Raw genomic sequence first — 25,964 nt, 5'->3', positions numbered from 1 at the left:
CTTTCTATTTTATGTGTCTATAATTAGAAATTTATCATTTTTTGGAGAAATTTCCTAAGGTTATGCTTGTGAAATAACTTAATCTGTTCGGTAGTCAGCTTTGAACATTTCAGAAAGTTCAGTATTTTGAATTGTTCCAAAATATTGTCCTTCTTTATTTGTTTCAAGGACTTCAAGAATTGCTGAAGGTTCAAATTCAAGACCAATAAATTGCTCTTTGATATCTCGCCAATCTCGAACGCCTAAGAAATCTCCTTGGAAATTAATTTCAGTGATTTTACCATTTTCAACATTGACTTGAATATCAATGGCTCCGCCAGTAAATTTAGCGTGATTTTGGAAGGAGAATTTTGGTGATTCGCCATAATTCCAATCCCAAGTTGCAAATTGCTCATCTCGTATTTTTTTGATTGAGCTAAGTTGGTCATCAGTTAAAACTAATTCACCATCTTTTCCTTCGTCTGTGAGATAGTATTTTAATGCGTCAATAAAACTATCTAAGGTTAAGTCCTCAGGGGCAAAATCTTTGATATTTCCCACACGAGCGCGAACTGATTTAGCCGCTTTACTGACAAATTTTTCATCAGAAACATTGAGAGAACGAATCATTGCTTCAACATCAGTGTCCCAAAGGAGGGTTCCGTGATGCATCAAATAACCTCCAGCATAGCGTTGGGCATTTCCCGAAATCTTTTTACCCTCAACTTCAAGGTCATTGCGTCCAGTAATTTCAGCTTTGATTCCAACAGCATGGAGTGCTTCATACATCGGTTGAACAAATTTTTTAAAGTTGACAGAGCCAGAATTTTCGACAGGAACAAAAAATGTGAAACAGATGTTTCCTTCATCATGATAAACTGCACCACCGCCAGATACTCGACGAACAACTTGAACATCATGACTGTCAATGTAGTCTTGATTCACTTCAGCAAAAGTGTTTTGGTTGCGCCCCACAATAACTGCACGTTTATTTTGCCATAAAGCAAAAACAGGCTCAGTTGGTTTTAGGTGATAAAGTAGCCAGCTGTCCATCGCGATATTTGTGTAAGCGTCTTGACCTAGATAGTTAATAAATTGCATGTTTATGCATCCCTTCCAAATCCTTGTGCTTATTTTGTCAAACAAGTTTGACAAAATAACACGCACGATTTAATTATACCCTTTGTGAAACAAAATGTAAAGAGAAATGCTTTACGCTTACAATTACTGTACTATGTGATTTTCACCTCAAAATATTGTGAAATAGATATCATTTGTGATAGATGAAAAAAAGACCAGTCTATTTTGACTGGTCTTGGATTTCTCGACGAATTTCGAGGGCACGTTCCGGAAAATCGGTGATGATTCCAGCTACATGTTGTTGAAAAGCTTGTCGTATTTCTGTTTCTTGATTAACTGTCCAAAGACGAAGGGGTCTTTTTGAACTTTTGAGAAGAAGTGGGTGCTTGAAGGCGTAGGTTCTTCGGGGATGAATTCCTGAAATAAAATCTGTTGAGCTGCCTTTATAATGACTTTTTAGGGTCAAAAGATTTTTTGTCAGATAATTAACTTCAGCCTTTGAATCAAAAGTGTGTATTTTTTTTAATGAATCAAAATTAAACGAACTATAAATATAGCTAAAGGGCCATTTAGTTTCTGTCATTAAGTCTGAGAGTTTTTTTTCAATTCCGGGATAGTCAAATTTGTCAGTTTTAATTTCGATATTTAAATAACCAGTAAATGATAGGTCTGTAAGTAATTTTAAAACCTCTGACAAAGTTGGAATTTTTTCGTCAGTAAATTTTGGATTGAACCAAGAACCAGCATCAAATTTCTTTAAATCTATAGCATTCATATTTTTGACAAGACCTTTACCATTTGTTGTCCGGTCAATTTTCTCATCGTGAATAACAATTAATTCATTATCGAGTGATAAGTGGACATCAAGCTCAATTCCGTCAGCATGGACACGAACAGCTTCATGAAAAGCGGCCAATGTATTTTCTGGACAGTTGGATTTAGAACCACGATGAGCAAAAACCAATGTTTTAGAAGTGAGGCTTGGCTTGAATTTCAAATTGTTTTTGATTTTATTTCTGTCAAGAAAATTATGAAGTTTAAAAACTATTTTTGTGAAGCCAGACATTAGTCACTTCCTTTCGATTTGGGAATGATTTTTACTGACAAGGCCATAAAAGAAGCACTGATAGGGTCTGTCAGTAAAAATTAAAAATGAGTTTCCTTGTATTCTTCTTCAATTTGGCTGACAAAAAGGTGCATTATTTTATCACGCTTTTCGCCTAGTCTTTTTCCTTCGGTTGTATTTAATAAATCTTTTAACAAAAATAATTTTTCATAAAAATGATTGAGTGTGGAGTTATTTTTTTGACTATGATAGTCTTCTTTAGAATTGTAATCTAAAGGTGGCAGATTTGGGTCATAAAAGACTCGATTTTTTGCCCAACCATATTCAAGTGTCCTTACAATTCCCCAAGCTCCCATTGCATCAAGGCGGTCAGCATCTTGTACAATTTGTCCATTCAAAGAGAGTGTTTTTCTCTCAATTAAATTACTTGAAAAACTCATGTTGTCAATAATCATAAAAAGTTCATCAATGAGCTTTTTATCAATTTTAAGCTCATTTAAAAATTGCGCAACTTTAGCTTTTTGTTTAGGAACATCATCTGTTAATTTTTCATCATAAGTATCATGTAAATAACAAGTTGCTAGAACAAGTTCTTGATTTGCTGACGGCTCTGTCAGTAAAATTTTTTGAGCAAGAGCAACGACCCGTTCAATATGGTCAAAGCCATGTCCATCATTATTTTTATCATGAATTTCTTGAGCAAATCTTTTAATTTTCTTTAAATCAATCAAGTTAAATCTCCAAAATAAATGACTTGAGTTTACACCAGTGTCAACTAAAAGCAAATAGTGTAAACTGGTAAATCCTCAAGATTAGTAAGGCTAAGGAAGTAAAATTTGAAAATGAATTATTTGAAATAGTTGATTCCCATTGCAGACTTAACTTCATCAAGAGTTTGACTGGCTACAGTTTGGGCCTTAAGTGAGCCTGCTTTAAGCATGTCGTATACGTAGTCCATATTTTGTGCAAACTCAATACGACGTTCACGGATTGGTGAAAGTTCGCGGTCAAGAACATCAAGAAGGAAACGTTTTGTTTTCACATCACCAAGACCACCCGCTTGATATTGGGCTTTCATTTCAGCAATTTGCTCTGCATCTTCAGCTTTACCAAAAACGTCAAGATAATGGAAAACCATGTTTCCTTCAATTTTACCAGGATCTTCAACTTTGATATGGTCAGGGTCAGTATACATTGACATCACTTTTTTCTTGAGTGTGTCCATGTCATCAGCAAGGAAAATTCCGTTTCCAAGAGATTTAGACATTTTGGCATTTCCGTCAAGTCCAGGTAAACGACCAGCAGCTTCATTTTCAGGGTAAATTCCTTCTGGTTCAACTAAAACATCTGTGTGATAAGCATTATTAAATGAGCGAACAATTTCTCGTGTTTGTTCAATCATTGGTTTTTGATCATTTCCGACTGGAACATGAGTGGCTTTAAAAGCAGTAATATCAGCAGCTTGAGAAACTGGATACACTAAAAAGCCGGCAGGGATTGATTCACCAAAAGCTTTTTGTGCAATCTCTGTTTTTACAGTAGGATTGCGTTCAAGGCGGGCAAGTGAAACTAAATTCATATAATACATTGAAAGTTCAGCCAGTTCAGGAATTTGACTTTGAATGAAAATGGTTGATTTTTCAGGGTCAAGTCCTGCTGCTAAGTAGTCAAGGGCAACATCACCGACAGATTGACGAATGAGTTCAGGTTCTTTTGCATGGTCAGTTAAAGCTTGTTGGTCAGCTAAAAAGACAAACATATTGTATTTATCTTCATTTTGCATTTTGACACGATTTTGCAAAGAGCCTACATAGTGGCCGATGTGAAGTTTTCCTGTTGGACGGTCTCCAGTTAAAATAGTTGGTTTTGTCATTTTGTTCTCCTTATGTGTGTTTGGATTAGATTGATTATTGAAGAGTGTAAATTGGTTTACACTAAATAAAAAATAAAAAAAGCACCCATAGAACTATAAAAAGTCCTACGGGCGCTTTGAGCGCGGTGCCACCGTAAATTTAAAATCAAATGATTTTCTTAGAACTTGTCAAAAAACAAGTTGCTCTGTAACGGAAGCGGCCGTGATTCTTTATTTTTTTAAATCAAATTTATTAGTTAATCACAAGCCCATTCACTTTGCTGAAAACGTTGGTTTGCACAACCACCAACTTCCTAAAGATTTCAAAATCAAAGTTACTTTCTTGTTGTTTTAAATTTTACACTTTTTGTAATGAACTGTCAAACTTTAAAAAGTAGAAAATCAATTTGCTTGAATTCACAATTGCAAAAAGATATACTCAAATTACAAGAGAGAATTACAAATACAACTTAAGTATTAAATTCATAAAGCAATTGCACAGTTCTATTAAGGAGGAAAAAAATGAAAAATATCTCTACTGCATCAGCACATTGGGAGGACACTTTAGAAAATGGTTTTGGCACAATTTCTGCTGAAAGTTCTCAAATTTTTACAGAAACTCCCTATAATTTCAAAGCACGTTCAGAAAGTCAAGCTCATATTACCACACCAGAAGAACTTTTGGGAGCTGCTCATGCAGCCTGTTTTAGTATGGCATTCTCAATGGTTTTAGGACAAAAAGGCTTAGTAGCAACTTCTATTGACACAACGGCAGATGTTACTTTTGAAGCAACAGCAGATGGTCCAGCGATTACAAAAATTAAATTGACTAATCGTTCAGTGGTACCAGAACTTTCTGAAGCTGATTTTCAAGAAATTGCCAAAGTAGTAAAGGAAAGCTGTCCAGTATCTAAGGCTCTGTCAGGAGTCGATATTGAACTTGAAGCAACTTTAGGCTAGTCTATTTTATAGAATAAATGAAAAACTAAGTTATCAATGAATAGCTTAGTTTTTTGCATAAACTGGTGAAATAATGACGAAAAATGAGGCCTTTCTGATATAATTTAACTAACAATAAATTTAACAAAGTCTTAACTTAATTAAAATAAGTGGGGTCTCAATGAAAGAAAATAAATTATTATCACCGGCAGCCATTTTTCTGTTGGGTGTGAATTCCATTATTGGTTCAGGAATTTTCTTACTTTCTGGCAAAATTTATGAAGATGCAGGAATTTGGAGTTTACTGGCTATTTTATGTGCTGGTTTATCGATTTTTGTGATTGCTTTTGCTTATGCCAACATGAGTAAAATTTATTCAAAAAATGGTGGAGCTTTTGTTTATGCTAAAGAAACTTTTGGGCGTTTTCCAGGCTTTATTGTGGGAATGGTGACATGGTTGCTAGGTACAGTGACACTAGCTACAGAGGTTTCGGCTTTACTGACAGCAATGAAAATGATTCTTCCAAATCTTAATAGTCGGTTAATTGGTATCATTATTATTTTAGCCCTAGGAATCATCTCCTATTTTGGGAGTTCAATTATTGCTGGTTTAGACAATCTGACTTCTTTTGTGAAAATTGTCTTAGTTCTTGTTTTTATTTTTACTTGTCTATGGTTGGTACGTGGTCTTAATTTTTCAAGTCCAAATTTACTGACAGCTTCGTCAGCAAATTTAGGTGGCTTTAAAGGATTTCTGTCAGCTTACGGTACTGTATTCTTTTTCTTCACCGGCTTTTCATTTCTACCGGTGAATGCTGAAAAAATGAAAAATCCAGCAAAAAATTTACCAAAAATGATGTCCCTTGTCATGTTAACCTGTTTGGCTGTTTATCTGATTATTCAAACCATTACCATTGGGGCATTGGGGCCAGAACTGACTAAAACACTTGTGCCTGCGGCAACAGCTTTTAGTAAAATCGTGGGTAGCATTGGAATTCCGCTCTTTGTTGTCGGAATATGTTTTTCAATTTTTGGTGTTATTGTTGCGACCACTTTTAATACACCAACAATTTTAGCCAGTTTGGCTCAGGCTCATGAAGATGTGCCTATGTTTGTTTCTAAAAATAATCGCTTTGGAACCCCCACTTGGGCAATTATTTTGACGACAGTTTGTGGAATAGCTCTCTTTTTGAGTGGAAATTATGTTTTTCTGAGTGGGCTGACTGTCTTTATGAGTTTTGTTCAATATTTATCAACTGGACTTGCTAACATTAAGAAAAAATTCCTTTTGATTGGAATTGGTTCGGTTCTCTTTTCATTGGTTTTACTGACAAGCTTTACTTTATCCGTCCTAATTTTAGGTTTAGGAATCTTGATATTACTTGTTATGATTTATTTTGTCGTTAAATTAGATGATGATGAACGTGAAAAATGGCTCAAAGAACACCAAGAAAAGTCAAAAGGAGCAGATGTCAATACTGTTAAACGTTTGTAAGTAATTTTTAGAAATTTTATTTTACTGAAGAAAGCTGTCAGTAAAATAAGGAGAAAAATATGACAAAAAAAGAATATACATTTTGGTTGTTGAGCAGTATTTTTTTAATAATTGGTCTAATTTTGCAATTCATCCCCAGTCATTCAATACAAATGCTAGTTTTACTGCTTTAATAATTGGACTAGTTTTAGTTTTTTTCATTAAGGACAAAAATGAATCGAGAAAACCATTACCCGAAAAGTTTTATCAGAAAAAAAGTTTTTTGGGCTTGGATTTTTATTCCACTCTTTGTAATTTTGTTTATTTATTCTATTTTTTTGAAAAAAGAGTCTCCTTATAATTTTATGATGATAATTTTAGTTGTTGATATGATTATCTTTAACTATTTCGGTACGAAGTATAAATGGTAGATAAAAAATACTGACAGCTCAATTCTGTCAGTAAAAAAAACTCGGTTTCCCGAGTTTTTTATTTGTCCATTTTTTCAAAATGTTCGACTAATTTACCAGAAACATCTGATTCCAACATTTTATGAATTTGTTTCAAGGCAGAGGCAATCGCCAATTCACTTGAATTTCCGTGAGCTTTAACAACAGGTGCTTTAAGACCAACAAAAGCAGCTCCACCAGCTCCATCTGTACTCATCAAATCTTTAAGTACAGACAAAGGTTTTTTAATTAGAGCCCCACCAATTTTAGTGGTGACACTACCAGCCATGATGGCTGATTTTATTTCTTTCATGAGAACAGTTGCTGTTCCTTCAATCGCTTTTAAAATGGCGTTTCCCGTGAAACCATCGGTTACTACAACATCAGCCCCACCTGAAAGTAAATCACGAGATTCAATATTTCCGATGAAGTTGATTTCAGACATAGCTGACAAAATTTCATGCGCTTCTTTGACAGTTGGCGAACCTTTAGATTCTTCGGCACCATTAGAAATCAAAGCAACACGTGGTTTATTGATGCCGCGAACATTTTCAGCGTAATATGAACCCAAAATGGCAAAATCAACTAAGTGGTGGGCCGTATTTTCAGTATTTGCTCCCAAATCAAGCATATCAAAACCGCGACCATCAGCTGTCGGTAAGGTTGACATCAAGGCTGGACGTGACACTTGCTTAATTCTCTTAACCAAAAGTAAGCCGGCGGTTAAAAGTGCACCAGTTGAGCCGGCAGACAAGACTGCATCAGCCTCTCCTTTTTTCACAGCAGTCACAGCTCGGACAAGTGAGCTGTCTTTTTTTGATTTAATGGCAGCAACTGGATCATCATGAAAATCAATGATTTCAGTTGTTTCAACAATCTCAATATTTGTTTCATCGTCTAAAAATTGACGAATTTTTGCCCCATCTCCGTAGAGTTGGAAGGTAACATCAGAAAGTTCTTTCTTTGCCAAGTTTACACCTTTGACAATATTTTCGGGAGCAAAATCTCCTCCCATTGCATCAATTGCAATTTTCATATTTTTATTTTCTCCAAATCAAATAATCTCTCATTAAAATTATAACAAAAAAAGTGACCAGATAGTCACTTTTTTTCACAATAGGAAATCTATTGAATAAAATTATTCTTCATTTAAAATATTTTCAATCTCAACCAGTACAGCATCTTCGTCATTAGAAAGAATGACTTTATCAGCTAGTTCAAGAATTTCAGGCGCTGCGTTACTGACAGCAAAAGAAGAACCAGCGTATTCAAACATTTCCAAATCATTCATTTGGTCACCAAAAACAGCTAAATTTTCAGGGAGCCAGTTAAAATGTGCTAACAAATGTGCCAAACCAGAAGCTTTAGAAATACCATTTGGCACGATGTCAATACTAGTAAAACCAGTTGTTGTTGCCCTTACGAAAGAGAGTCTGTCTGTAATCCATTGCTCACAGTCACGGACGTGGTCTTCGGGGAAGTTGGTTGTAACCTTGAGCAATTTGTCATCAATTTCATCTAAGCGATGGTAAAGTTGACAGTTAGGGTAATAAAGTTTTGCATGAGTAAGGTATTCTTTAGAAATACCTTCAGGATAATAAGCACCTTTAAGGCCAGAAATTAAATAGTCATTTTTGGGACTAAACGGCATCTCTTGCAAGTCATCAATTAATTCTTGAGTTTGAGCAACAGTCAAATCTTTTGCAAAGAGAATTTCTCCTTTATAAGCAACAACTCCACCATTCTCAGCAACAAAAGCCATTTGATCTTTATATTCTGAAAAAACCTCAATCAAACCAAGTAAAGAACGTCCAGAAGAAGCAGCAAAAAGAAGATTTCTATCTTGAATTTTTTTAATTACTTCAGCGAGTTTTTTGTGATTATACGAATGGTCATTGCGCAGAAAAGTTCCGTCCATATCTGTCGCAAAAAGTTTTAAATTTTGATTCATGACTTCTCCCCCAGTCCACTGTTAGCGCTAACAGTGGACGAAAATGAATTCTGTCAGTAAATTTTACTGACAGAACTGTAAACTTGGTTTACACAACAGTGTAAACGAACTAAATAATAATAAATTTAATCAGCCCAGAGTGCTTTTACTTTTTCTTGTACTTCTGCATTATCTAAGAAATCATCATAAGTTTCACCAATACGGTCAATGACACCAGATTTACCAAGAACAACAATGTGATTGGCAATAGTATTAATGAATTCATGGTCATGTGAAGCAAAGAGGATTGAGCCTTTAAATGATTTCAAACCATCATTAAGTGCAGAAATAGATTCCAAATCCAAGTGATTAGTTGGGTCATCAAGAACAAGCACATTAGCTCGTTGAAGCATCATTTTAGAAAGCATGACACGAACTTTTTCTCCCCCTGAGAGGACATTGACAGCTTTTAAAGATTCTTCACCTTTGAAAAGCATACGTCCAAGGAAACCGCGAAGGTAAGTATTATCGTCTTCCTCTTTTGTCAATACAAATTGACGCAACCAGTCAAGAATAGAGTCACTTGTATCAAAATCTTTGGTATTATCTTTTGGAAGATATGAACGAGAAGATGTAACTCCCCATTTAATATCGCCAGTTACGGTCCAATTATCTTCTACATCATCCATTAAAGCACGAAGTAACGTTGTTTGTTGAATATCGTTTTGACCAATAAATACGGTCTTATCACCAGGATTTAAGATGAATGAAATATTTTCGATAATCATTTCTCCTTCAATCGCAACTGAAAGATTTTCTACACGAAGTAAATCATTACCGATTTCGCGTTCTTGTTCAAAACCAACAAATGGATATTTGCGTGATGAAGGAACGAATTCTTCAACTTCAATTTTATCAAGCATTTTCTTACGTGATGTTGCTTGTTTTGATTTGGACGCATTAGCAGAGAAACGAGCGATAAACTCTTTCAACTCGGCAATTTTCTCTTCAGCTTTACGGTTTTGGTCACCTTGCAAGCGAAGAGCAAGTTCAGAAGACTCTTTCCAGAAATCATAGTTCCCTGGGTAAAGTTTGATTTTACCATAGTCAAGGTCTGCCATGTAAGTACAAACATTGTTCAAGAAGTGACGGTCATGGGAAACAACGATAACGGTATTTTCAAAATTAATCAAAAATTCTTCAAGCCAAGCAATCGCTTGAATATCAAGTCCATTGGTCGGTTCGTCAAGAAGAAGCACATCAGGTTTACCAAAAAGTGCTTTAGCAAGAAGGACTTTAACGTGTTCGCCAGAAGTCAAATTGGCCATCAAATCTGTATGTTGTTCAGCTTTAATGCCGAGGTTTTGCAAAAGACGAGCAGCGTCAGCTTCGGCTTCATAACCACCCATTTCACCAAATTCTGCCTCAAGTTCGGCAGCTTTCATGAAGTCATCATCTGTCGCATCAGGGTTCATGTAAATGGCATTTTTTTCTTGATTAATGGCGAAAAGTTTTTCATTCCCCATCATCACGACATCAAGTGGTGTTTGATCTTCGTAATCGTAATGATTTTGACGAAGAACAGACATGCGTTCGTTTGGCCCCATTGAGATGTGACCTGTTGTTGGTTGAATTTCACCGTCCAAGATTTTCAAGAAAGTTGATTTACCAGCACCATTGGCACCGATTAAACCGTAACAGTTTCCCGGTGTAAACTTGATGTTTACTTCGTCAAAAAGCTTGCGGTCAGAGAATTGTAATGAAATATCAGATACTGTAAGCATGTATTTTCCTTTTTTATTGATGAGAAAAATTCTCAAATATTTTTCGATAAAGTAGTTTGACTACTTTTGTGCTAAAAAATAAGCATTCTGCCCTTATTTTATCATAAATCTTGGACTTTATAAAGCCCACTTTTTTATAAATCTTGACAAGTTTTTCATTCATGTTCTTACAAAAAGACGAAGTTTAGTTTCAATTTAGCGTAATTTTAGCATTACTTAAGTCAGGGTGACTATAATATATTTATTCCAATAAAATTTTTCATAAAGTTTACTCCTAAACAAAAGAATGAGCGGCTGGTTACCGCTCATTTTTTTATTTATCGCTATTTTTAATGAATAAAATAATTGAAATAGCTAAAGCCACAAAACCAATTCCATTAAATTCGATAAATGTTATGAAAACATTTGAAGAATATCCCAACTGATTAAAGATAAGCACGGCAGGAATTCCTATCCCCAAATAAATAATGTTAGGACTAAAAAATTAAGGCTCCTATAAATAGTTTTTATTCATATTTTATCCTTCTCCTAACTTTCTTTGGCATCTACAGAAATATTTACAACATAAATAAACAGTAGAATTGAAAATAGACTACCTAATAGACTTGTTAATAAATCCCAATCCTAACGTTCGCCAAACTTCCATAAATGTTTCTGGGATAAGGCTGTTTTTTATGAAACACCAACAAATATTCTTCCTAAAACAACTTCTAATTTCTAAAAAATATTTGAGTAAGTTTAAAAAGCTAAAGCCAATATTGCTCCAAGAGTATTTAAAATTAAATCATTGATATCAAAAAGTCGATTCCTACTTTTTGAAATTAGGACAAAGGCAATCCTTTTTGTTTGCGGATTAACCTAAAGTTTTTTCGTAACCTGTATATGACATTGTTTCTCCTTAGATAAGTAAAATGTGTTAGTAGGATTGTACAGTTTTAAATCAATGCTAGAAGTCACAAAGATAAATTTTTTGTATGTTTAGCATACAAGTATAAATCAAGTTTCATTTTAGCCTAGTTTTAGTAAAACTTAAGTCAAGGTGACTATAATATACTTATTCCAATAAAATTTTTCATAAAGTTTACTCCTAAACAAAAGAATGAGCGGCTGGTTACCGCTCATTTTTTTTATATTTTTTCTAATGCCTGCTCTAAATCAGCAATCAAGTCAGTTACATCTTCAATACCAACCGATAATCGAATGGTTCCTTTGGAAATGCCTGCACTAGCAAGTTCTTCGACATTCAGCTGCTGGTGAGTGGTCGAAGCAGGATGAATGGCCAATGATTTGGTATCTCCAACGTTGGCTAGAAGTGAGAAAATTTCAAGATGATCAATCAAATCACGCGCTTTTTTCTCATCTTTGTCTTTGAGTTCAAAGGTAAAGATAGATCCAGCATCTTTTGGATAATATTTCTGATAGAGCGCATGATAGGAATTACTTTCAAGCAGAGGATGGTTAACAAGTTCCACCTTAGGATGATTGTCTAAAAATTCTACAATCTTTTTAGTATTGGAGATATGACGTTCTACCCGGAGTGAGAGTGTTTCTAGCCCCTGTAAGAAAAGCCAAGAATGAAAAGGTGATAAAGCCGCACCCGTATCACGTAATAAAATAGCTCTAATCCGAGTCACAAAAGCAATTTCACCCAATTCGGCAAATTTAATCCCATTGTAGCTTTCATCAGCTTGTGTAAAATCAGGAAATTTACCATTTGCCCAATCAAAGTTTCCGCCATCAACGATGACTCCACCAATAGAAGTACCGTGACCGCCAATGAATTTCGTTGCTGAATGAACAATTACATTAGCACCATGTTCAAATGGTTTAAAGGTCACAGTGGTAGTAAACGTTGCATCAACAATAACGGGAATTCCATGTTTTTTAGCAATTTGACCAATGGCATCATAATCAATCACATTATTTCCCGGATTGCCCAAAGTTTCATAATAAATAGCTTTGGTTTTTTCATCAATCGCCTCTTCAAAATTCTTCGGGTCATCTGGATTGACAAATTTAGTTGTAATTCCATATTTTGGTAAAGTCCCAGAAAAAAGGTGGTAGGTTCCACCATAAAGGGTACTTGCGGAAACAATATTATCACCGACTGTAGCGATATTCAAGATGGCATAGGTAATAGCTGCTGAGCCAGAACCAACACCAAGGGCTGCACTTCCACCTTCAAGAGCTGCGATGCGTGCTTCAAAAACATCGTTGGTTGGATTTCCTAAACGTGAATAAATAGCTCCAGGATCTTGTAAAGCAAAACGAGCTTCGGCATGGTCTGAATTGTTAAAAACGAAAGAAGTTGTTTGATAGAGCGGAACGGCGCGTGAACCCGTGACAGGATCAGGGACTTGTCCTGCGTGGACTTGCAAAGTGTCGAATTTATAATTGTGATTAGTCATAGTTTTTTTCTCCTATTTTTGAAAATTTTAGTTAGTATAAAAAATAGTCGTTAATCACATTCGTTGATTATTCGTCAGCAATTCTTGAACCATAGCTTTCTCCTTTAGCTATAAAACTTATTATAATTATAAGAAATTCATAAAATTCTAGCGATATGATTTTTTAATGGAGCTGATAGAACTCTTAAAAGTAGAAATAAAAAAATACAACTCAAGGTTGTATTTTTATTGATTGTGCTTTTCAAAGTAACGCATTGTAATAAGAAGAGCTTTACGAAAGATTTTTGGATGTTTACGAGCAACATTTACCATGAATTTATCACCGAAAGAGTGGAGGTAGCGAAGACTCGGTTTAATCTCTGTCGCAGCTTTATAAAAAACTTCAGCTAAATCAGAAGCTTTAGCACTATTTTTCATAAAACGGTCAAGTCCTGAAGCAACAGAATTTACCAAAGGTTGGTAAGCAGAGTTTGAACTCATATTCTTTTTAGAATTTTCTAGGGCAATATTTCCCCAGCTTGACTGAGTTCCACCAGGTTGAACACAAACTGAACGGATACCAAATTGGGCAACTTCGAGGTCCAAAACGTCAGACCATTGTTGAAGGGCGGCTTTTGTAGCGTGATAATAAGCACCAAGTGGCATATAGACATCTCCACCAATTGATGAAATATTAACAATTCGTCCATAATTTTGAGCTCTCATTGTTGGTAAGACAAGTTGAGTTAATTCAACCGCACCAAAGAAGTTGGTTTCAAACTGATTGCGAATTTTATCCATTGGGATTTCTTCGGCTGGTCCGTATTCGCCATAACCTGCATTATTGATGAGGACGTCAATATGACCTGCCTCATCTAAAATTTTTTTCACAAAGGCTTGGTTTGATTCAGAGCTAGTAACATCCAGTTTTAGTGCTTTGATGTTGTTCTCGTATTGTGGAATTTTTTCAACGCGGCGTGCCCCAGCGTATACTTTCCAACCCCGTTTGGCAAAAAGTTCTGCTGCCTCAAACCCCATTCCATTTGAAGCACCTGTGATTGCAACAATTTTTTGTGTCATCTCTTTAGAGTCCTTTCAATTTTTCTGTATCTTGTTTTCATGATTTTAAAAGTAATTATACCACTTTAGTAAATCAAAGGCTAAAAAAACTTCCGCGGAGTAAACGGAAGTTTTAGGAGTATTTATGAAAAAAGTTTATTTAGGAGTATGGAAACTATTATACGTTATAATGCTGAAATGAAACTTAAATGAAAAAGAAAATGTTTTTGTATTTTTAGAATCCCTTTTCTATAAATCAATTCTAACTATAAAGACCTGATGATTGAGCGATAATACTAGTTTGAAGCATTCTTAGTAAGAAAGTGATTTTTTATAAATGGTTTATAGAATAAATTGTACAGCGTTTAATTGGACTTGCTCTCTGAAATAACGTAAAATTGTAGTGAGGAGGACGGTTACAATGAGTAAAAATTATAAAAAAATCCTAGTCGCAATTGATGGATCTGAGCAGGCAGAAGAAGCGTTAAAAGAAGCTATTGTCCTTGCTAAAAGAGACAACTCACAATTATTCGTTTTACATGCGACGGATAAAAACAGTATTTATGCAGCTGGTAACCCAGTTCCTGTGGTTCCTGCACCAGCTATTCCAGTAGTTCCAGCAGTTCCCGTACTTGAAGAAAGTGCAGATAATGAAGCTAAAGAAGTTTTAGACAAAGCTTTGGCAATTATCAATAATGAAGTGAAATTTGAAGAAATTCGAGTTGATGGTTCGGCAAAAAATGAAATTGTCGATTTCGCTAAAGAACATGAAATTGATATGATTGTGATGGGCTCTTCAGGAAAAGGCGCTCTTGACCGAATGTTGCTTGGCTCTACAGCAGTTTATGTGGTTAAACATGCACCTTGTAGTGTAACAATCATCAAATAAATTAGATAGATTTCAAGAATCGGCAAGCATTTGCTGATTTTTTTGTATTTTAAAAATAAATTCCTTGACAATGAAATTCTTTTCGTTTACAATTGTAAACATAGAAATGAGAAAGTTGGATTGAACAATGAAAGTTACTTTTAAAACCCTTGATGGACGTACAATGACTAAAGAATTTGCTAGTGTAGATGAATTCGTAACACTACAAAATCGTGAAATTCCGGCAATTGATGATTCAGCGAAAGTTCTTGAAGTTGTAATTTCTGGACAAGTTGAAGAATTTAGTGGAAATGTTGCTGATTTGTATTTCAAACTTAGTAAATAAGAATCTGAAATCATGAATGGAGGAGGAAAGATGACAGATTATGTTTTTAAGGCAGGTCGTAAAGATTTGGCACCTCTTTTGTTATTACATAGCACGGGTGGAGATGAGCATCAATTAGTAGAAATTGCTGAAATGATTGCCCCTTCACATCCTATTTTGTCAATTCGTGGACGTATTAATGAGCAAGGAGTCAATCGTTATTTTAAACTCCGAGGCTTAGGTGGTTTTACTAAAGAAAATTTTGATCTTGAATCTTTAGATGAAGAAACAGACTGGTTGACGGATGAGGTCAGTTTGTTGGCTGAAAAACATGACCTTGACGTCCATAAAATGATAGCTATCGGTTATTCAAATGGTGCAAATGTAGCTTTGAATATGTTTCTTAGAGGAAAAATAAATTTTGATAAAATTATTGCCTTTCATGGGATGCAATTGGAAGACTTTGAACAGACCGTTCAACTTGATGATAAGCATGTCTTTCTAAGCTATGCGCCAAATGATATGATTGTTCCTCAGAAAAACTTTGGTGATTTAAAAGGTGATTTGGAAGATTCAGGCTGTCAGCTTGAAATATATGAAAGTTCACTTGGTCATCAATTGACGCAAGAGGAAGTTTTAGCCGCTAAAAAATGGCTTACAGAAACAAAATAATTTTGTATTGAAAAAATTTCAGTGCAAAGTAACTAAATAGGAGAAAACAAATGGCTGAATTAACAAAAATTGAAACAAAAATACCTGAAAATCTTACTCTTGGTGGTGTTCACCACGTAACAGCAATCACCTCAAGTGCCCAAAAAATCTATGATTTTTTCACAAATATCTTGGGTCTGCGTTTAGCAAAATTAACAGTCAATCAAGATGACTATGAAACTTATCACCTCTTTTTCACAGAAGAAGATGGGCATGGAGCTGATATGACTTTCTTTGATTTCAAAGATATTCCTAAAGGAAATCATGGAGTTAATAATATTGAACGTGCTTCATTTCGTGTACCGACAGATGCGTCCTTAGATTATTGGACTCGTCGTTTTGACAATGCCCATGTTAAACATGGCGAAATTTCTAGTAAATTTGGTCAAAAAACCTTAGAGTTTGAAGATTTTGATGGTCAATTGTATCAATTGATTTCTGACCAAAATAATAGTGGGGATGATTCAAAAGGACGTTCTTGGCAACTTTCTAATGTTCCGCAAGAACATGGAATTACTGGACTTGGTCCTGTTTTTGTAAAAGTTGAAAATGCCGAAAATCTTCGGACCATTTTGGAAACAGTTTTTGGCTTCCGTTACGCTGGGCAAGAAGCTGATTTACATCTTTTTGAAGTGGCGAATGGTGGAAATGGAGCAGCTTTAATTCTTCAAGAAGCTGGTGAAAAAGAAGCTTACGCTTATCAAGGTTATGGTACGATTCATCATTTAGCTCTGGGAACAACAAATCCTGAAACTTTAAACTATTGGATTGAACGCATTAAGGCTTTCCGTTTGCCACATTCTGGTTTGGTTGACCGTTTCTATTTCTCAAGTGAATATGTCAGAGTAGCACCAGGAGTTCTCTTTGAAATTGCGACTTACACACCAGGGATTGGGGCATTGGACATGGCAAAATCAGGTCTAGGAGCTGTTGATTCTTATGAAGAAGCTCTAATTACTTCTGGTTTCTGGATTGACCAAACTAAGGAAGAATCAGGTTTATCTTTGAGCTTACCTCCTCATTTATTCCCCGGAGATGAAGCTAATAAAGCGAGAACAGCCGCAAGTTTACGTCCATTGGACACTTCAGATGCTCATCGTGACCGCACAAAAGATGAACTATGGACTGTTGAAAAAGTATTGGAACACAAAGCTGGAACTCCGGCTGAAACAGTGCAATAAAGGAGAACTGATGAAATCATATCAAGCAAATGAGCTCGACGAAAAAACAGTCTATAAACTTCTGTCAGGCAGTATTGTTCCACGCCCAATTGCTTGGGTGACCAGTCAAAATCTCGAAGGTCTAGTTAATGTGGCCCCCTTTAGTTTTTTCAATGTTGCTTCGTCAAATCCACCACTTTTATCCATTTCGTTTACGGGAAATAAAGATAGTTTGAATAATTTATTGACGACGAAAGAAGCAGTGGTTCACCTTGTGAATGAGGATAATGTGGAGCTAATGAATCAAACGGCAGCACCATTAGCTGAGCATATTAGTGAAGCGGAAGAATTTTCACTTGAACTTGTCCCTTCTCAGAAAGTTCAGGTTCCAAGTTTAAAGGAGTCAAATGTTCGTTTAGAAACTAAATTGTATCATCATTTACCTTTAGGAGAGAGCGGGCATTTAGTTCTTCTTGAAGTTGTCAATTTCTCTTTTGCAGAGGAACTATTGGATGAGGAAAACTTTCATGTCAATCTAAATAAACTTAAACCAGTTGGGCGTTTAGCGGGTGATGACTACAGTACTTTAGGAAATCGATTCAGCCTTTTACGACCTAGATAAATAAAAAAACTTACTGATGATTGGGTCAGTAAGTTTTTGTTTGCTTTCAAAATAAAAAAATAACCCGAAGGTCATTTTTATTATTTAACTTTTTTAAATTTGAGGAAGTTTAGATAAGTTATCAGAACAGTTTTCAAATCATACCATTACAAAAGAAGAATTTGAAAAGCAAGAAAAATGATATTAGAAGTTCTTGAAGAAGCTCCAAATGTGGAAGTCCGTAGGACACGCATTGATTCTTACGGTATTGCCGAAACGAGTAGTGGAAGAAGTTTTACTTTTAAAATAGAATAAAAAGAAACTGCTAATTTGTAAGACTTTTCAATAAAAAATACTGGATATAATGATAAATCCAGTATTTTTTATTTTATTTGGGAAATTTATTTCATGATATTGATAAATCTCATGATTATAGGATAGATGTTAAAATAATTGCTAAGAATATATAATAAGTATTGAGTATAAAAACTATTTAATCTAATAAACAAATAGTTTATATATATATTTCTGATGTTTGATAAATGTTATTGAAAAAATTAGATATACGTGATACAATTTAATCAAAAATTAATAAAAATTAATATTTTGAAAGGCTCTATGAAATTTAAAAAGAAAAATTATACCTCCCAAGTAGATGAAATGGATTGTGGATGTGCTGCTTTATCAATGATTTTAAAATCCTATGGGACAGAAAAATCGCTTGCCTCTCTTCGTTTACTTGCTGGTACAACAATCGAGGGAACTTCCGCTTTAGGAATAAAAAAAGCAGGAGAAGGTTTAGGTTTTGTAGTTCAAGTACTAAGAGCTGATGCAAGCCTTTTTGAAATGAAGAAAGTCCCTTACCCTTTTATTGCTCATGTCATCAAGAACCAAAAGTATCCACACTACTATGTGATAACTGGCGCAAATAAAAATTCGGTATTCATCGCAGATCCTGACCCAACCGTTAAAATGACAAAACTTTCAAAAGAAGTTTTCTTATCAGAGTGGACAGGCATTAGCTTATTTCTTTCACCTACCCCATCCTATCAGCCCACTAAAGAAAAAACTTCTTCATTATTATCTTTTATCCCAATTATCACCCGTCAAAAGAAAGTCATTCTCAATATTGTTGTTGCCTCATTCATTGTAACGCTGATTAATATTCTAGGGTCTTACTACCTCCAGAGCATGATTGACAGTTACATTCCAAATGCCTTAATGGGAACTCTAGGAATTATCTCAGTAGGGCTATTGTTAACTTATATTATTCAACAAGTCTTAGAGTTTGCTAAGACTTTCTTACTAAACGTTCTTTCTCAAAGATTAGCCATTGATGTCATTCTTTCTTATATTAGACACATTTTCCAACTTCCAATGTCTTTCTTTTCAACCCGAAGAACAGGAGAAATTACGAGTCGGTTTTCCGATGCCAGTTCTATTTTAGATGCTATTGCTTCAACGATTCTTTCGCTCTTTTTAGATTTGACGATTGTCGTTATGACAGGACTAATTTTAGGCCTTCAAAATATGCAACTCTTTCTTCTCGTTCTTTTGGCAATCCCACTTTATATTGTTGTTATTATTATTTTTACACCCCTTTTTGAAAAACAAAACCATGAAGTTATGCAGACCAATGCCGTCTTAAACTCCTCAATTATTGAAGATATCAATGGGATTGAAACTATAAAGGCACTTGCCAGCGAACAAGAAAGATATCAAAAAATTGACTACGAATTTGCAAGTTATCTAAAAAAGGCTTTCACTTTACAACAGTCAGAAGCCATTCAGACGGTAATAAAAACAACAGTACAATTAACATTAAATGTCCTTATTTTATGGTTTGGTGCAACTTTAGTCATGCATCAAAAAATTACCCTCGGACAATTGATTACTTTCAATGCCTTACTTTCTTATTTTACAAATCCGATTACTAATATCATTAACCTTCAAACAAAACTCCAAAAGGCAAGGGTAGCCAATGAACGATTAAATGAGGTCTATCTTGTACCCAGTGAATTTGAGGAAAAGAAAACAGAACTGTCCCTCTCACATTTTAATTTAAACATGTCTGAGATTTCATATCAATATGGTTTTGGCAGAAAAGTCTTATCTGAGATAAAACTGTCTATTAAAGAAAATGAAAAGTTGACCATTGTTGGTATGAGCGGTTCAGGGAAGAGTACTCTTGTTAAATTATTGGTCAACTTCTTTCAACCCACTTCTGGTACCATCACTTTAGGTGGAATTGACCTGCAACAGTTTGATAAGCATCAACTTCGACGATTAATCAACTATCTTCCCCAACAACCTTATATTTTCACAGGTTCAATTATGGATAATTTGCTTTTAGGCGCTAGTGAAGCTACTTCACAAGAAGAGATTATTAGAGCGGTGGAATTGGCAGAAATCCGTGCAGATATTGAACAAATGCAATTAGGTTATCAAACTGAACTCTCAAGTGATGCAAGTAGTTTATCGGGAGGACAAAAACAGAGAATTGCGCTCGCTCGTGCCCTCCTTTCTCCTTCCAAAATACTCATCTTAGACGAAGCCACCAGTAATCTTGATATGATTACTGAAAAGAAAATATTAAAGAATTTGTTGGCACTAGATAAGACAATTATTTTCATTGCTCACCGCCTCTCTGTAGCGGAAATGAGCCATCGTATCATTGTCATTGAACAAGGAAAAGTGATAGAAAGTGGTTCACATTTAGAACTGCTTGCTCAAAATGGCTTTTACGCACAACTTTACCATAACTAAGTCAGGAGAAAAAGATGTTTGATAAAAAATTACTAGAAAGTTCAGAGCTGTATGATAAACGCTATCGAAATTTCTCAACCTTAATTATTCTTCCACTTTTTATTCTTCTTGTTGGAGGAGTAATTTTTACTTTCTTTGCTCATAAGGAGTTGACCGTCATCAGTACAGGAAGTATTGAACCCACAAAAATAGTTGCTAAAATTCAATCAACGAATGCCAACCCAATCATTGAGAATAATCTCAAAGAAGGCGAAGAGGTTAAAGAAAATAGCTTACTTCTCAAATATAACGGGACACCAGAACAGACCCAACTCAGTGAGCTACTGACTCAAAAGAAACAAGTGTTAGACAAACAAGTACAACTCGACCTTCTCCAAAGAAGTTTGACCAACGAAAAAAATGAATTTCCCACTACCGATAGTTTTGGCTATGAGAAAAGTTTTGAAAACTATGAGGCACAAGTAAAGAGTCTTGAAGCAACCATACAAAAGTCAAATCAAGCCGTAGAAGACCAAAATAAAAGTACCGAGAGTCAAAAGCAAGCCATTCAAAATCAGGTGGCAACTCTCCAGCAAGCTATTCAGAATTACTCTGAAATCGAAAATGCGGTATCAAGTGGTGGTGGAGTTTCACAAGATAATCCCTACCTCTCTCAATATAACAGTTACCAAGCGCAACAAGCGACCTTAGAGGCAACTTTAAAAACAGAGGAAACACCCGATGAAACTGTTAAGCAAGCGACTAAAAGTCAAGAGGAGTCTTTAAAAAGTCAATTTTTATCAGGTTTAGCTTCGAGTAAAGACAGCTTAAAAAGCCAAATTCAATCCTTTAATGTTCAAGAAAGTAGCTTAACAGGAAGTAATGCTTATGATAATAGCCAATCTAGTCAAATCTTAACTTTAAAAAGTCAAGCACTTTCAGCTTCAAATAAAGAAATGACAGATTTAAATAGTACCCTTACTGATTTAGAAACAAAAATTAGCTTGCAAAAACAAGATGACCAGTACAGTCAAGTTTTTGCGGAACAGACTGGAGTACTACATGTTCTCCCAGATATTTTAGGAATGAAAAAGATCCCAATTGGAACACCTATCGCAGAAATTTATCCTTTATTAAAGGCAGAAACACAAGTCAATCTGATAAGTTATATCCCAAGTACTCAAATTTCTGGAATGAAAGTCGGTCAAAAAGTTAGATTTACAGTACAGCAAAATTTACCTAAACCAGAGATATTAACTGGTATCATTAAACAAATTGATAGCGCCCCAACCGCCTTTAAAGAGGGAAATGCTTATAAAGTTTCTGCGACAACCGCTATCAATGCAAAAGACCTCCCAAATATAAGGTATGGCTTGCAAGGAAAAACGGTGACCATTATTGGAAAGAAAACTTATTTCAATTACTTTTTAGATAAAATTATGGGGAGGACTTCATAATTTAAGGGCTTCATTTGTAATTGTGCGAAAATTCTTTCATTTATGTTTTTTTCGGAGTATACTGATATTATTAAAATATAAGGAGATTTACAAATGAAAAATCAATTGAATTTTGAAGTTGTTTCAGACGAAGAATTGCTCACTACAAGTGGGGGGCAAAATTCTCAACAAGGAGAAGGTGGTGGCTACGGTTCTTCAAATGACCCATGGGGCGGTTGGAATCTACCTTGGTCTTCTTTTAATGGTAAATAATTACTGTTAGCAATAAAGATAGAAAAACTCCATTTTTATTTCTAAATGGAGCTTTTCTATTAAATCATCTTAAATAATTGACTTTCGAGATTTATAATTGCAAATTCAGTTGTGTTGTAGTGTTTAAAAATATCTTAATTTTTTAAAATTTTAGTAAAATAATAGTTTGTGTGAAACTATCAAAAATACATGAAAGGATGGCAGAAACATGCTCCTATATCTTAGTAACCTAAAACGTTGGTCACTGCTTATCTATTCAATATTCTCTGCCATTGTTACAGTAATTTATATCATGTTTAATTCTACTTTTTATAAATTAGATTTGGTTAGATATAGTAATGATATTGATTATTATAATAAGATGAGCGCAATTTTACCAAAAGGTTTACTTCAACTTAATGGTAATTTCTCTCAACTAGATTCACCTTTATTAATTATCGTCTATCTACTAGGAATTTTGATTTGTTTGATTTTCTTAATATTGAATTGGAATCCTTACTATAAAAGAACTTATACACCATTAATATCTATGTTAGGATTTTTGCTTCCTCTGTTAATTCGCAATGGGGAAAATATTATATGGATGTTATTACTGGGGTTAATAATTGCATTTATTGGTAGTATTTTTTATGTTTTTGCAGTTGGTAAAACATATAAATGAATAATTTTTTAATGTCCATAATTTAAAAAGGAGAACTTTTGAAATTCATTTTCTCGAAATCTATAATTATTGCTACTGCCTTTTTTCTATTTATTTTATCTCAGCTTCCGGCAGTATTTTTAAACTTTCTAAACTCTAATGGGGATACATATGGAATAGCCTATAAAAATACTCCTCCTTTCATTATTTTAACATTAGTTGTTGTGACAATTTGTATTTTTATTGGGATAAAGTGTGGTTTTTATAAAAATTATCGCAAAAGTTTAGAATGGAAGAATATTCTCCTTATTTTTTCTTTATTAATTATCACTTTTTTTATTCAAAAATTTGTTGTTCAATTTATTACTAGTCATAATTTATATAATGTTTCACACCAAATCACTAATCAAATGAAGGTTGAAAATATATTAAGTTCTTTACTCTTTCCAGGACAATTTGTAGCTGTTTCGATTTTAGCTCCAATTCTTGAAGAGAGTATTTATCGTGCTTGTTTTTATAAATTATTTGGCTATTATCGTTGGACTTTTTTTCTATCTTGTTTCTTTTTTTCTTATGTTCATTCAGGGTTTAGTTGGGATATTTTAGGATATTTACCCTTAAGTATTGCTCTAACATACGTTTATCATCGTAGACAAGTCCTAACCGACTCTATTCTACTTCATGCGCTTTTTAATACATTGTTATTTGTTTTCTGAAGTATTTGCTCAAATGGGCTTTATGTACAACGTTGTCACAACGAAAACAGGATAAAATAGAAAAAAAGGAATCGATAAAAAAACACCTTATTAGGTGTTTTTTTATTTATATACCCAAACATTTGCATTAGGAAAATCAGATTTTATTGTTTCTAAAGTTATGCTTACAGGTAATGATAATATAATATCATCTCCTGAACCATCGTTACGTTTGGCTTTTTTATAAAGTTCGCTTTGCGTAATCCATTCAACTTCTTTCGATAATTCTAATTTTGCATTTTCCCAGTAGGAATCCTCTACACGATGTTTATCTAATATCATCGTTTGCCAAATTCATTGTGCCCATATTTTTGGATGGAGACAGAGATGTCACAAAATATTTCACATTATTTCCTTATCTTCCTGGTTTCATACCATGTCCTCCAACCCAAGATCCTCCACCTGGCACATATGGAACATATCCACTTGTTTGTTTTTTACCTTGAACCCAGGCTGGTGTACTTTGGAAATTGCTAATCACCCCATCAATAGCTTACCACCAAGACATTCCTGCGTTAGTTTCTTGGAGTTCTTTGTCAGATAATGTTTTAAATTGTTTTAAATCATGTTCTTGATTTTTCATTTTATGAAATCTCCTTTTGTTTTATATGTTTTGTAAACACTTCCATTATATTCTTTTTTTTTTTTTTTATTTTCAAGAATATATTACGGGTTTCTATTGACTACCTGAATTTTTTAAAGTACAAAAGTTACTTTGAAACAAACTCGTTTTTCATTACGCTCGTGTAACAGAAGCTTTTTATATCTTAAGCATGAAGTGGACACCAGGGTATACTCTAGTGGCGCAAATCAATTTTGTCTTGTAATAAGTTTTAAAAGACAACAACTATGCTGTGCATTGACAATTTTAAAATGATAGTGTAAAAAACAAAAAGGGGACTTATGAAATTGACGGGTATATTTCTTTTATTTTTAATTTTTAAATCTTTTCCTACTATCTTTAACGAAGGAAATGCTTATAAAGTTTCTGCGACAACCGCTATCAATGCAAAAGACCTCCCAAATATAAGGTATGGCTTGCAAGGAAAAACGGTGACCATTATTGGAAAGAAAACTTATTTCAATTACTTTTTAGATAAAATTATGGGGAGGACTTCATAATTTAAGGGCTTCATTTGTAATTGTGCGAAAATTCTTTCATTTATGTTTTTTTCGGAGTATACTGATATTATTAAAATATTAGGAGATTTACAAATGAAAAATCAATTGAATTTTGAAGTTGTTTCAGACGAAGAACTTATGACAATTAATGGTGGTCAAAACATGAGTATGACTGATGGTGGATTTGAATGGGTTTATGCTGGTGGGAAACTATGGTTTCGTATCGTATAAAATAGGTTAGTGAAATGATGGATGATTCGTTTAAAAATTATTGGATGAATAAACTAAAATATTTTAGTTTATTCATTTTATTATTTGCTATTTATTGGTTTCCTGACGTTATTCTTGGTTATCCAGAAATATATTTAAAATCTCTAGTAGGATATGACCGACAAGCTATGGCTACTTGGATTTTTTTAGGAAATATGGCAATTTCTCTTTTTTTAGGAATTTTAATTTGTTATAAATTAGGTTATTATAAAAATACACTATCTATTTTTAAAATAAAAAATATTTTATTTCTACTGTTTACAACAATTGTTTTATTTATTATTTATTTTTTTACCTTTACCTACTATAATTCTCATTTTATAACACCTGGTATTGCTAAAGAACAGGCAGCTTATTCAAGGCAGATTGTATTTCCTTTTGTTCAATTTATTAGTTTTGCTATTTGTGCACCAATTTTTGAAGAAGCAGCTTTTCGAACAACAATTTACCGTTTCTTTAAAAATGATAAAATTGCATTTATTGTTTCAAGTATTAGTTTTGCTTGGATGCATACGGGAGCAAATCCAATACTTATCGTTTACTTACCAATGTCAGTAGTATTAACATTGATTTATCATCGGAGAAGAGTATTAGGAGAAAGTATATTAGTTCATGGTTTAATGAATGCTTTATTACCAACAATTATTGTTCTTCTTCAAACAATCACAGGACTATACTATTTATAATATCTATCTTGATAAAATTATGGGGGGGAAGTGTCTAATTATTATTAAATATAGAAGTAGAATGTGGTGAATGCGGACCATCCCTTTGATACATGGGATGGTTGCAATCTTCTTTGACCTTCTTGTAGTTCTTTGGGTAACTAATTATTTTTTGTCAAAAAATTGAAAACTCCATTTTTATTTCTAAATGGAGCTTTTATATAAGGTAAGGCTTCGCAGACAATTCGCTTTATAGGTTGGTTATTTTTGCATATCCCCCCAAAAACGATATTTAGTAAGTCTTTATTTCGATCTCTGAATCAAGGTTTAGGACTGCACAAATTAGGTTGCATTGCAAAATTTAAAAATAGTTTGATTTCTAGAAAGCTTGAGA

Annotated in this window: 26 protein-coding genes and 1 other annotated feature; of the genes, 15 read left to right on the top strand and 11 right to left on the bottom strand. The window is 34.1% G+C overall.

Annotation, left to right across the window (positions count from 1 at the left end; all coding sequences use genetic code 11):
- Window positions 1–78: 78 nt before the first annotated feature.
- The 4 genes from HFD15_RS05485 to trpS form a co-directional block, all read right to left on the bottom strand.
- Complete coding sequence (locus tag HFD15_RS05485; protein ID WP_010905078.1) at window positions 79–1,080, bottom strand: lipoate--protein ligase; 1,002 nt, start codon at window positions 1,078–1,080, stop codon at window positions 79–81.
- Between the two features lie 199 nt (window positions 1,081–1,279).
- Entirely contained in the window at window positions 1,280–2,125 is an 846-nt protein-coding gene (locus tag HFD15_RS05480; RefSeq protein WP_021469892.1) for a glycerophosphodiester phosphodiesterase, read from the bottom strand.
- 80 nt (window positions 2,126–2,205) lie between these two features.
- Entirely contained in the window at window positions 2,206–2,856 is a 651-nt protein-coding gene (locus HFD15_RS05475) for an HD domain-containing protein (protein ID WP_021723190.1), read from the bottom strand.
- Window positions 2,857–2,972: 116 nt separating this feature from the next.
- Window positions 2,973–3,998 (bottom strand): tryptophan--tRNA ligase, encoded by a 1,026-nt coding sequence (gene trpS / locus HFD15_RS05470; protein WP_003132233.1) that lies wholly within the window; start codon window positions 3,996–3,998, stop codon window positions 2,973–2,975.
- A gap of 104 nt (window positions 3,999–4,102) precedes the next feature.
- Window positions 4,103–4,337: a binding site (T-box leader), on the bottom strand.
- A gap of 162 nt (window positions 4,338–4,499) precedes the next feature.
- Here trpS and HFD15_RS05465 point away from each other — a divergent pair.
- Both HFD15_RS05465 and HFD15_RS05460 read left to right on the top strand, forming a co-directional pair.
- Entirely contained in the window at window positions 4,500–4,937 is a 438-nt protein-coding gene (locus HFD15_RS05465; protein ID WP_003132235.1) for an OsmC family protein, read from the top strand.
- A 160-nt stretch (window positions 4,938–5,097) separates the two neighbouring features.
- Entirely contained in the window at window positions 5,098–6,411 is a 1,314-nt protein-coding gene (locus HFD15_RS05460; RefSeq protein ID WP_023163567.1) for an APC family permease, read from the top strand.
- A 468-nt stretch (window positions 6,412–6,879) separates the two neighbouring features.
- Here the strand turns inward: HFD15_RS05460 and plsX are convergent, their stop codons facing one another.
- The 5 genes from plsX to HFD15_RS05435 all read right to left on the bottom strand — a co-directional run bounded on the left by plsX (window position 6,880) and on the right by HFD15_RS05435 (window position 14,020).
- Window positions 6,880–7,875, bottom strand: a complete 996-nt coding sequence (plsX, locus tag HFD15_RS05455; RefSeq protein ID WP_010905085.1) for a phosphate acyltransferase PlsX — start codon at window positions 7,873–7,875, stop codon at window positions 6,880–6,882.
- Between the two features lie 102 nt (window positions 7,876–7,977).
- On the bottom strand, window positions 7,978–8,790 hold the full coding sequence (locus HFD15_RS05450; protein ID WP_003132241.1) for a Cof-type HAD-IIB family hydrolase: 813 nt from the start codon (window positions 8,788–8,790) through the stop codon (window positions 7,978–7,980).
- 125 nt (window positions 8,791–8,915) lie between these two features.
- Window positions 8,916–10,553: an ABC-F family ATP-binding cassette domain-containing protein gene (locus tag HFD15_RS05445; protein WP_014570333.1), complete on the bottom strand. Its 1,638-nt coding sequence runs from the start codon at window positions 10,551–10,553 to the stop codon at window positions 8,916–8,918.
- Window positions 10,554–11,680: 1,127 nt separating this feature from the next.
- Window positions 11,681–12,961, bottom strand: a complete 1,281-nt coding sequence (locus HFD15_RS05440; RefSeq protein WP_058208718.1) for an O-acetylhomoserine aminocarboxypropyltransferase/cysteine synthase family protein — start codon at window positions 12,959–12,961, stop codon at window positions 11,681–11,683.
- A gap of 225 nt (window positions 12,962–13,186) precedes the next feature.
- A complete protein-coding gene (locus HFD15_RS05435; protein ID WP_010905089.1) occupies window positions 13,187–14,020 on the bottom strand; it encodes an SDR family NAD(P)-dependent oxidoreductase in 834 nt (277 codons plus the stop codon).
- Window positions 14,021–14,420: 400 nt separating this feature from the next.
- Here HFD15_RS05435 and HFD15_RS05430 point away from each other — a divergent pair, with 400 nt between their 5' ends.
- The 10 genes from HFD15_RS05430 (at window position 14,421) to HFD15_RS05385 (ending at window position 23,474) form a co-directional block, all read left to right on the top strand.
- Window positions 14,421–14,888 (top strand): universal stress protein, encoded by a 468-nt coding sequence (locus HFD15_RS05430; RefSeq protein ID WP_010905090.1) that lies wholly within the window; start codon window positions 14,421–14,423, stop codon window positions 14,886–14,888.
- A gap of 127 nt (window positions 14,889–15,015) precedes the next feature.
- Window positions 15,016–15,213, top strand: a complete 198-nt coding sequence (locus tag HFD15_RS05425) for a DUF4649 domain-containing protein (RefSeq protein WP_012896939.1) — start codon at window positions 15,016–15,018, stop codon at window positions 15,211–15,213.
- Window positions 15,214–15,243: 30 nt separating this feature from the next.
- On the top strand, window positions 15,244–15,864 hold the full coding sequence (locus tag HFD15_RS05420; RefSeq protein WP_012896940.1) for an alpha/beta hydrolase: 621 nt from the start codon (window positions 15,244–15,246) through the stop codon (window positions 15,862–15,864).
- 50 nt (window positions 15,865–15,914) lie between these two features.
- Window positions 15,915–17,084: a VOC family protein gene (locus tag HFD15_RS05415; protein ID WP_058208717.1), complete on the top strand. Its 1,170-nt coding sequence runs from the start codon at window positions 15,915–15,917 to the stop codon at window positions 17,082–17,084.
- A gap of 10 nt (window positions 17,085–17,094) precedes the next feature.
- The gene (locus HFD15_RS05410; protein ID WP_003132255.1) at window positions 17,095–17,685 is read left to right on the top strand and encodes a flavin reductase family protein; all 591 of its coding nucleotides are present in this window, start codon (window positions 17,095–17,097) and stop codon (window positions 17,683–17,685) included.
- A 597-nt stretch (window positions 17,686–18,282) separates the two neighbouring features.
- Window positions 18,283–20,430: a peptide cleavage/export ABC transporter gene (locus tag HFD15_RS05405; protein WP_058208826.1), complete on the top strand. Its 2,148-nt coding sequence runs from the start codon at window positions 18,283–18,285 to the stop codon at window positions 20,428–20,430.
- A 14-nt stretch (window positions 20,431–20,444) separates the two neighbouring features.
- Window positions 20,445–21,866: an HlyD family secretion protein gene (locus HFD15_RS05400; protein ID WP_167593267.1), complete on the top strand. Its 1,422-nt coding sequence runs from the start codon at window positions 20,445–20,447 to the stop codon at window positions 21,864–21,866.
- Between the two features lie 93 nt (window positions 21,867–21,959).
- Complete coding sequence (locus tag HFD15_RS05395) at window positions 21,960–22,118, top strand: lactococcin family bacteriocin (protein WP_081042680.1); 159 nt, start codon at window positions 21,960–21,962, stop codon at window positions 22,116–22,118.
- Between the two features lie 208 nt (window positions 22,119–22,326).
- Window positions 22,327–22,779, top strand: a complete 453-nt coding sequence (locus HFD15_RS05390; RefSeq protein WP_010905096.1) for a transporter — start codon at window positions 22,327–22,329, stop codon at window positions 22,777–22,779.
- Window positions 22,780–22,817: 38 nt separating this feature from the next.
- Window positions 22,818–23,474, top strand: coding sequence for a CPBP family intramembrane glutamic endopeptidase (locus HFD15_RS05385; protein WP_021214956.1), 657 nt, complete (start codon window positions 22,818–22,820; stop codon window positions 23,472–23,474).
- Window positions 23,475–23,576: 102 nt separating this feature from the next.
- On the opposite strand, the gene HFD15_RS05380 is transcribed toward HFD15_RS05385, so the two are convergent.
- Window positions 23,577–23,795 (bottom strand): hypothetical protein, encoded by a 219-nt coding sequence (locus HFD15_RS05380; protein WP_238785289.1) that lies wholly within the window; start codon window positions 23,793–23,795, stop codon window positions 23,577–23,579.
- Between the two features lie 73 nt (window positions 23,796–23,868).
- The gene (locus HFD15_RS14510; RefSeq protein WP_255457161.1) at window positions 23,869–23,994 is read right to left on the bottom strand and encodes a hypothetical protein; all 126 of its coding nucleotides are present in this window, start codon (window positions 23,992–23,994) and stop codon (window positions 23,869–23,871) included.
- Window positions 23,995–24,416: 422 nt separating this feature from the next.
- On the opposite strand from HFD15_RS14510, the gene HFD15_RS05375 reads away from it, so the two are divergent.
- The 3 genes from HFD15_RS05375 (at window position 24,417) to HFD15_RS05365 (ending at window position 25,591) form a co-directional block, all read left to right on the top strand.
- Window positions 24,417–24,635 (top strand): hypothetical protein, encoded by a 219-nt coding sequence (locus tag HFD15_RS05375; RefSeq protein WP_238785288.1) that lies wholly within the window; start codon window positions 24,417–24,419, stop codon window positions 24,633–24,635.
- 93 nt (window positions 24,636–24,728) lie between these two features.
- Window positions 24,729–24,866, top strand: coding sequence for a lactococcin family bacteriocin (locus HFD15_RS05370; RefSeq protein ID WP_081042642.1), 138 nt, complete (start codon window positions 24,729–24,731; stop codon window positions 24,864–24,866).
- Between the two features lie 44 nt (window positions 24,867–24,910).
- The gene (locus tag HFD15_RS05365) at window positions 24,911–25,591 is read left to right on the top strand and encodes a CPBP family intramembrane glutamic endopeptidase (protein WP_235586236.1); all 681 of its coding nucleotides are present in this window, start codon (window positions 24,911–24,913) and stop codon (window positions 25,589–25,591) included.
- Window positions 25,592–25,964: the final 373 nt, after the last annotated feature.

This window comes from Lactococcus sp. EKM203L, from assembly GCF_011800585.1.
In the GTDB taxonomy this organism is placed as follows: Bacteria; Bacillota; Bacilli; order Lactobacillales; family Streptococcaceae; genus Lactococcus; species Lactococcus lactis.
This window is presented reverse-complemented; position numbering and strand designations above follow the sequence as displayed.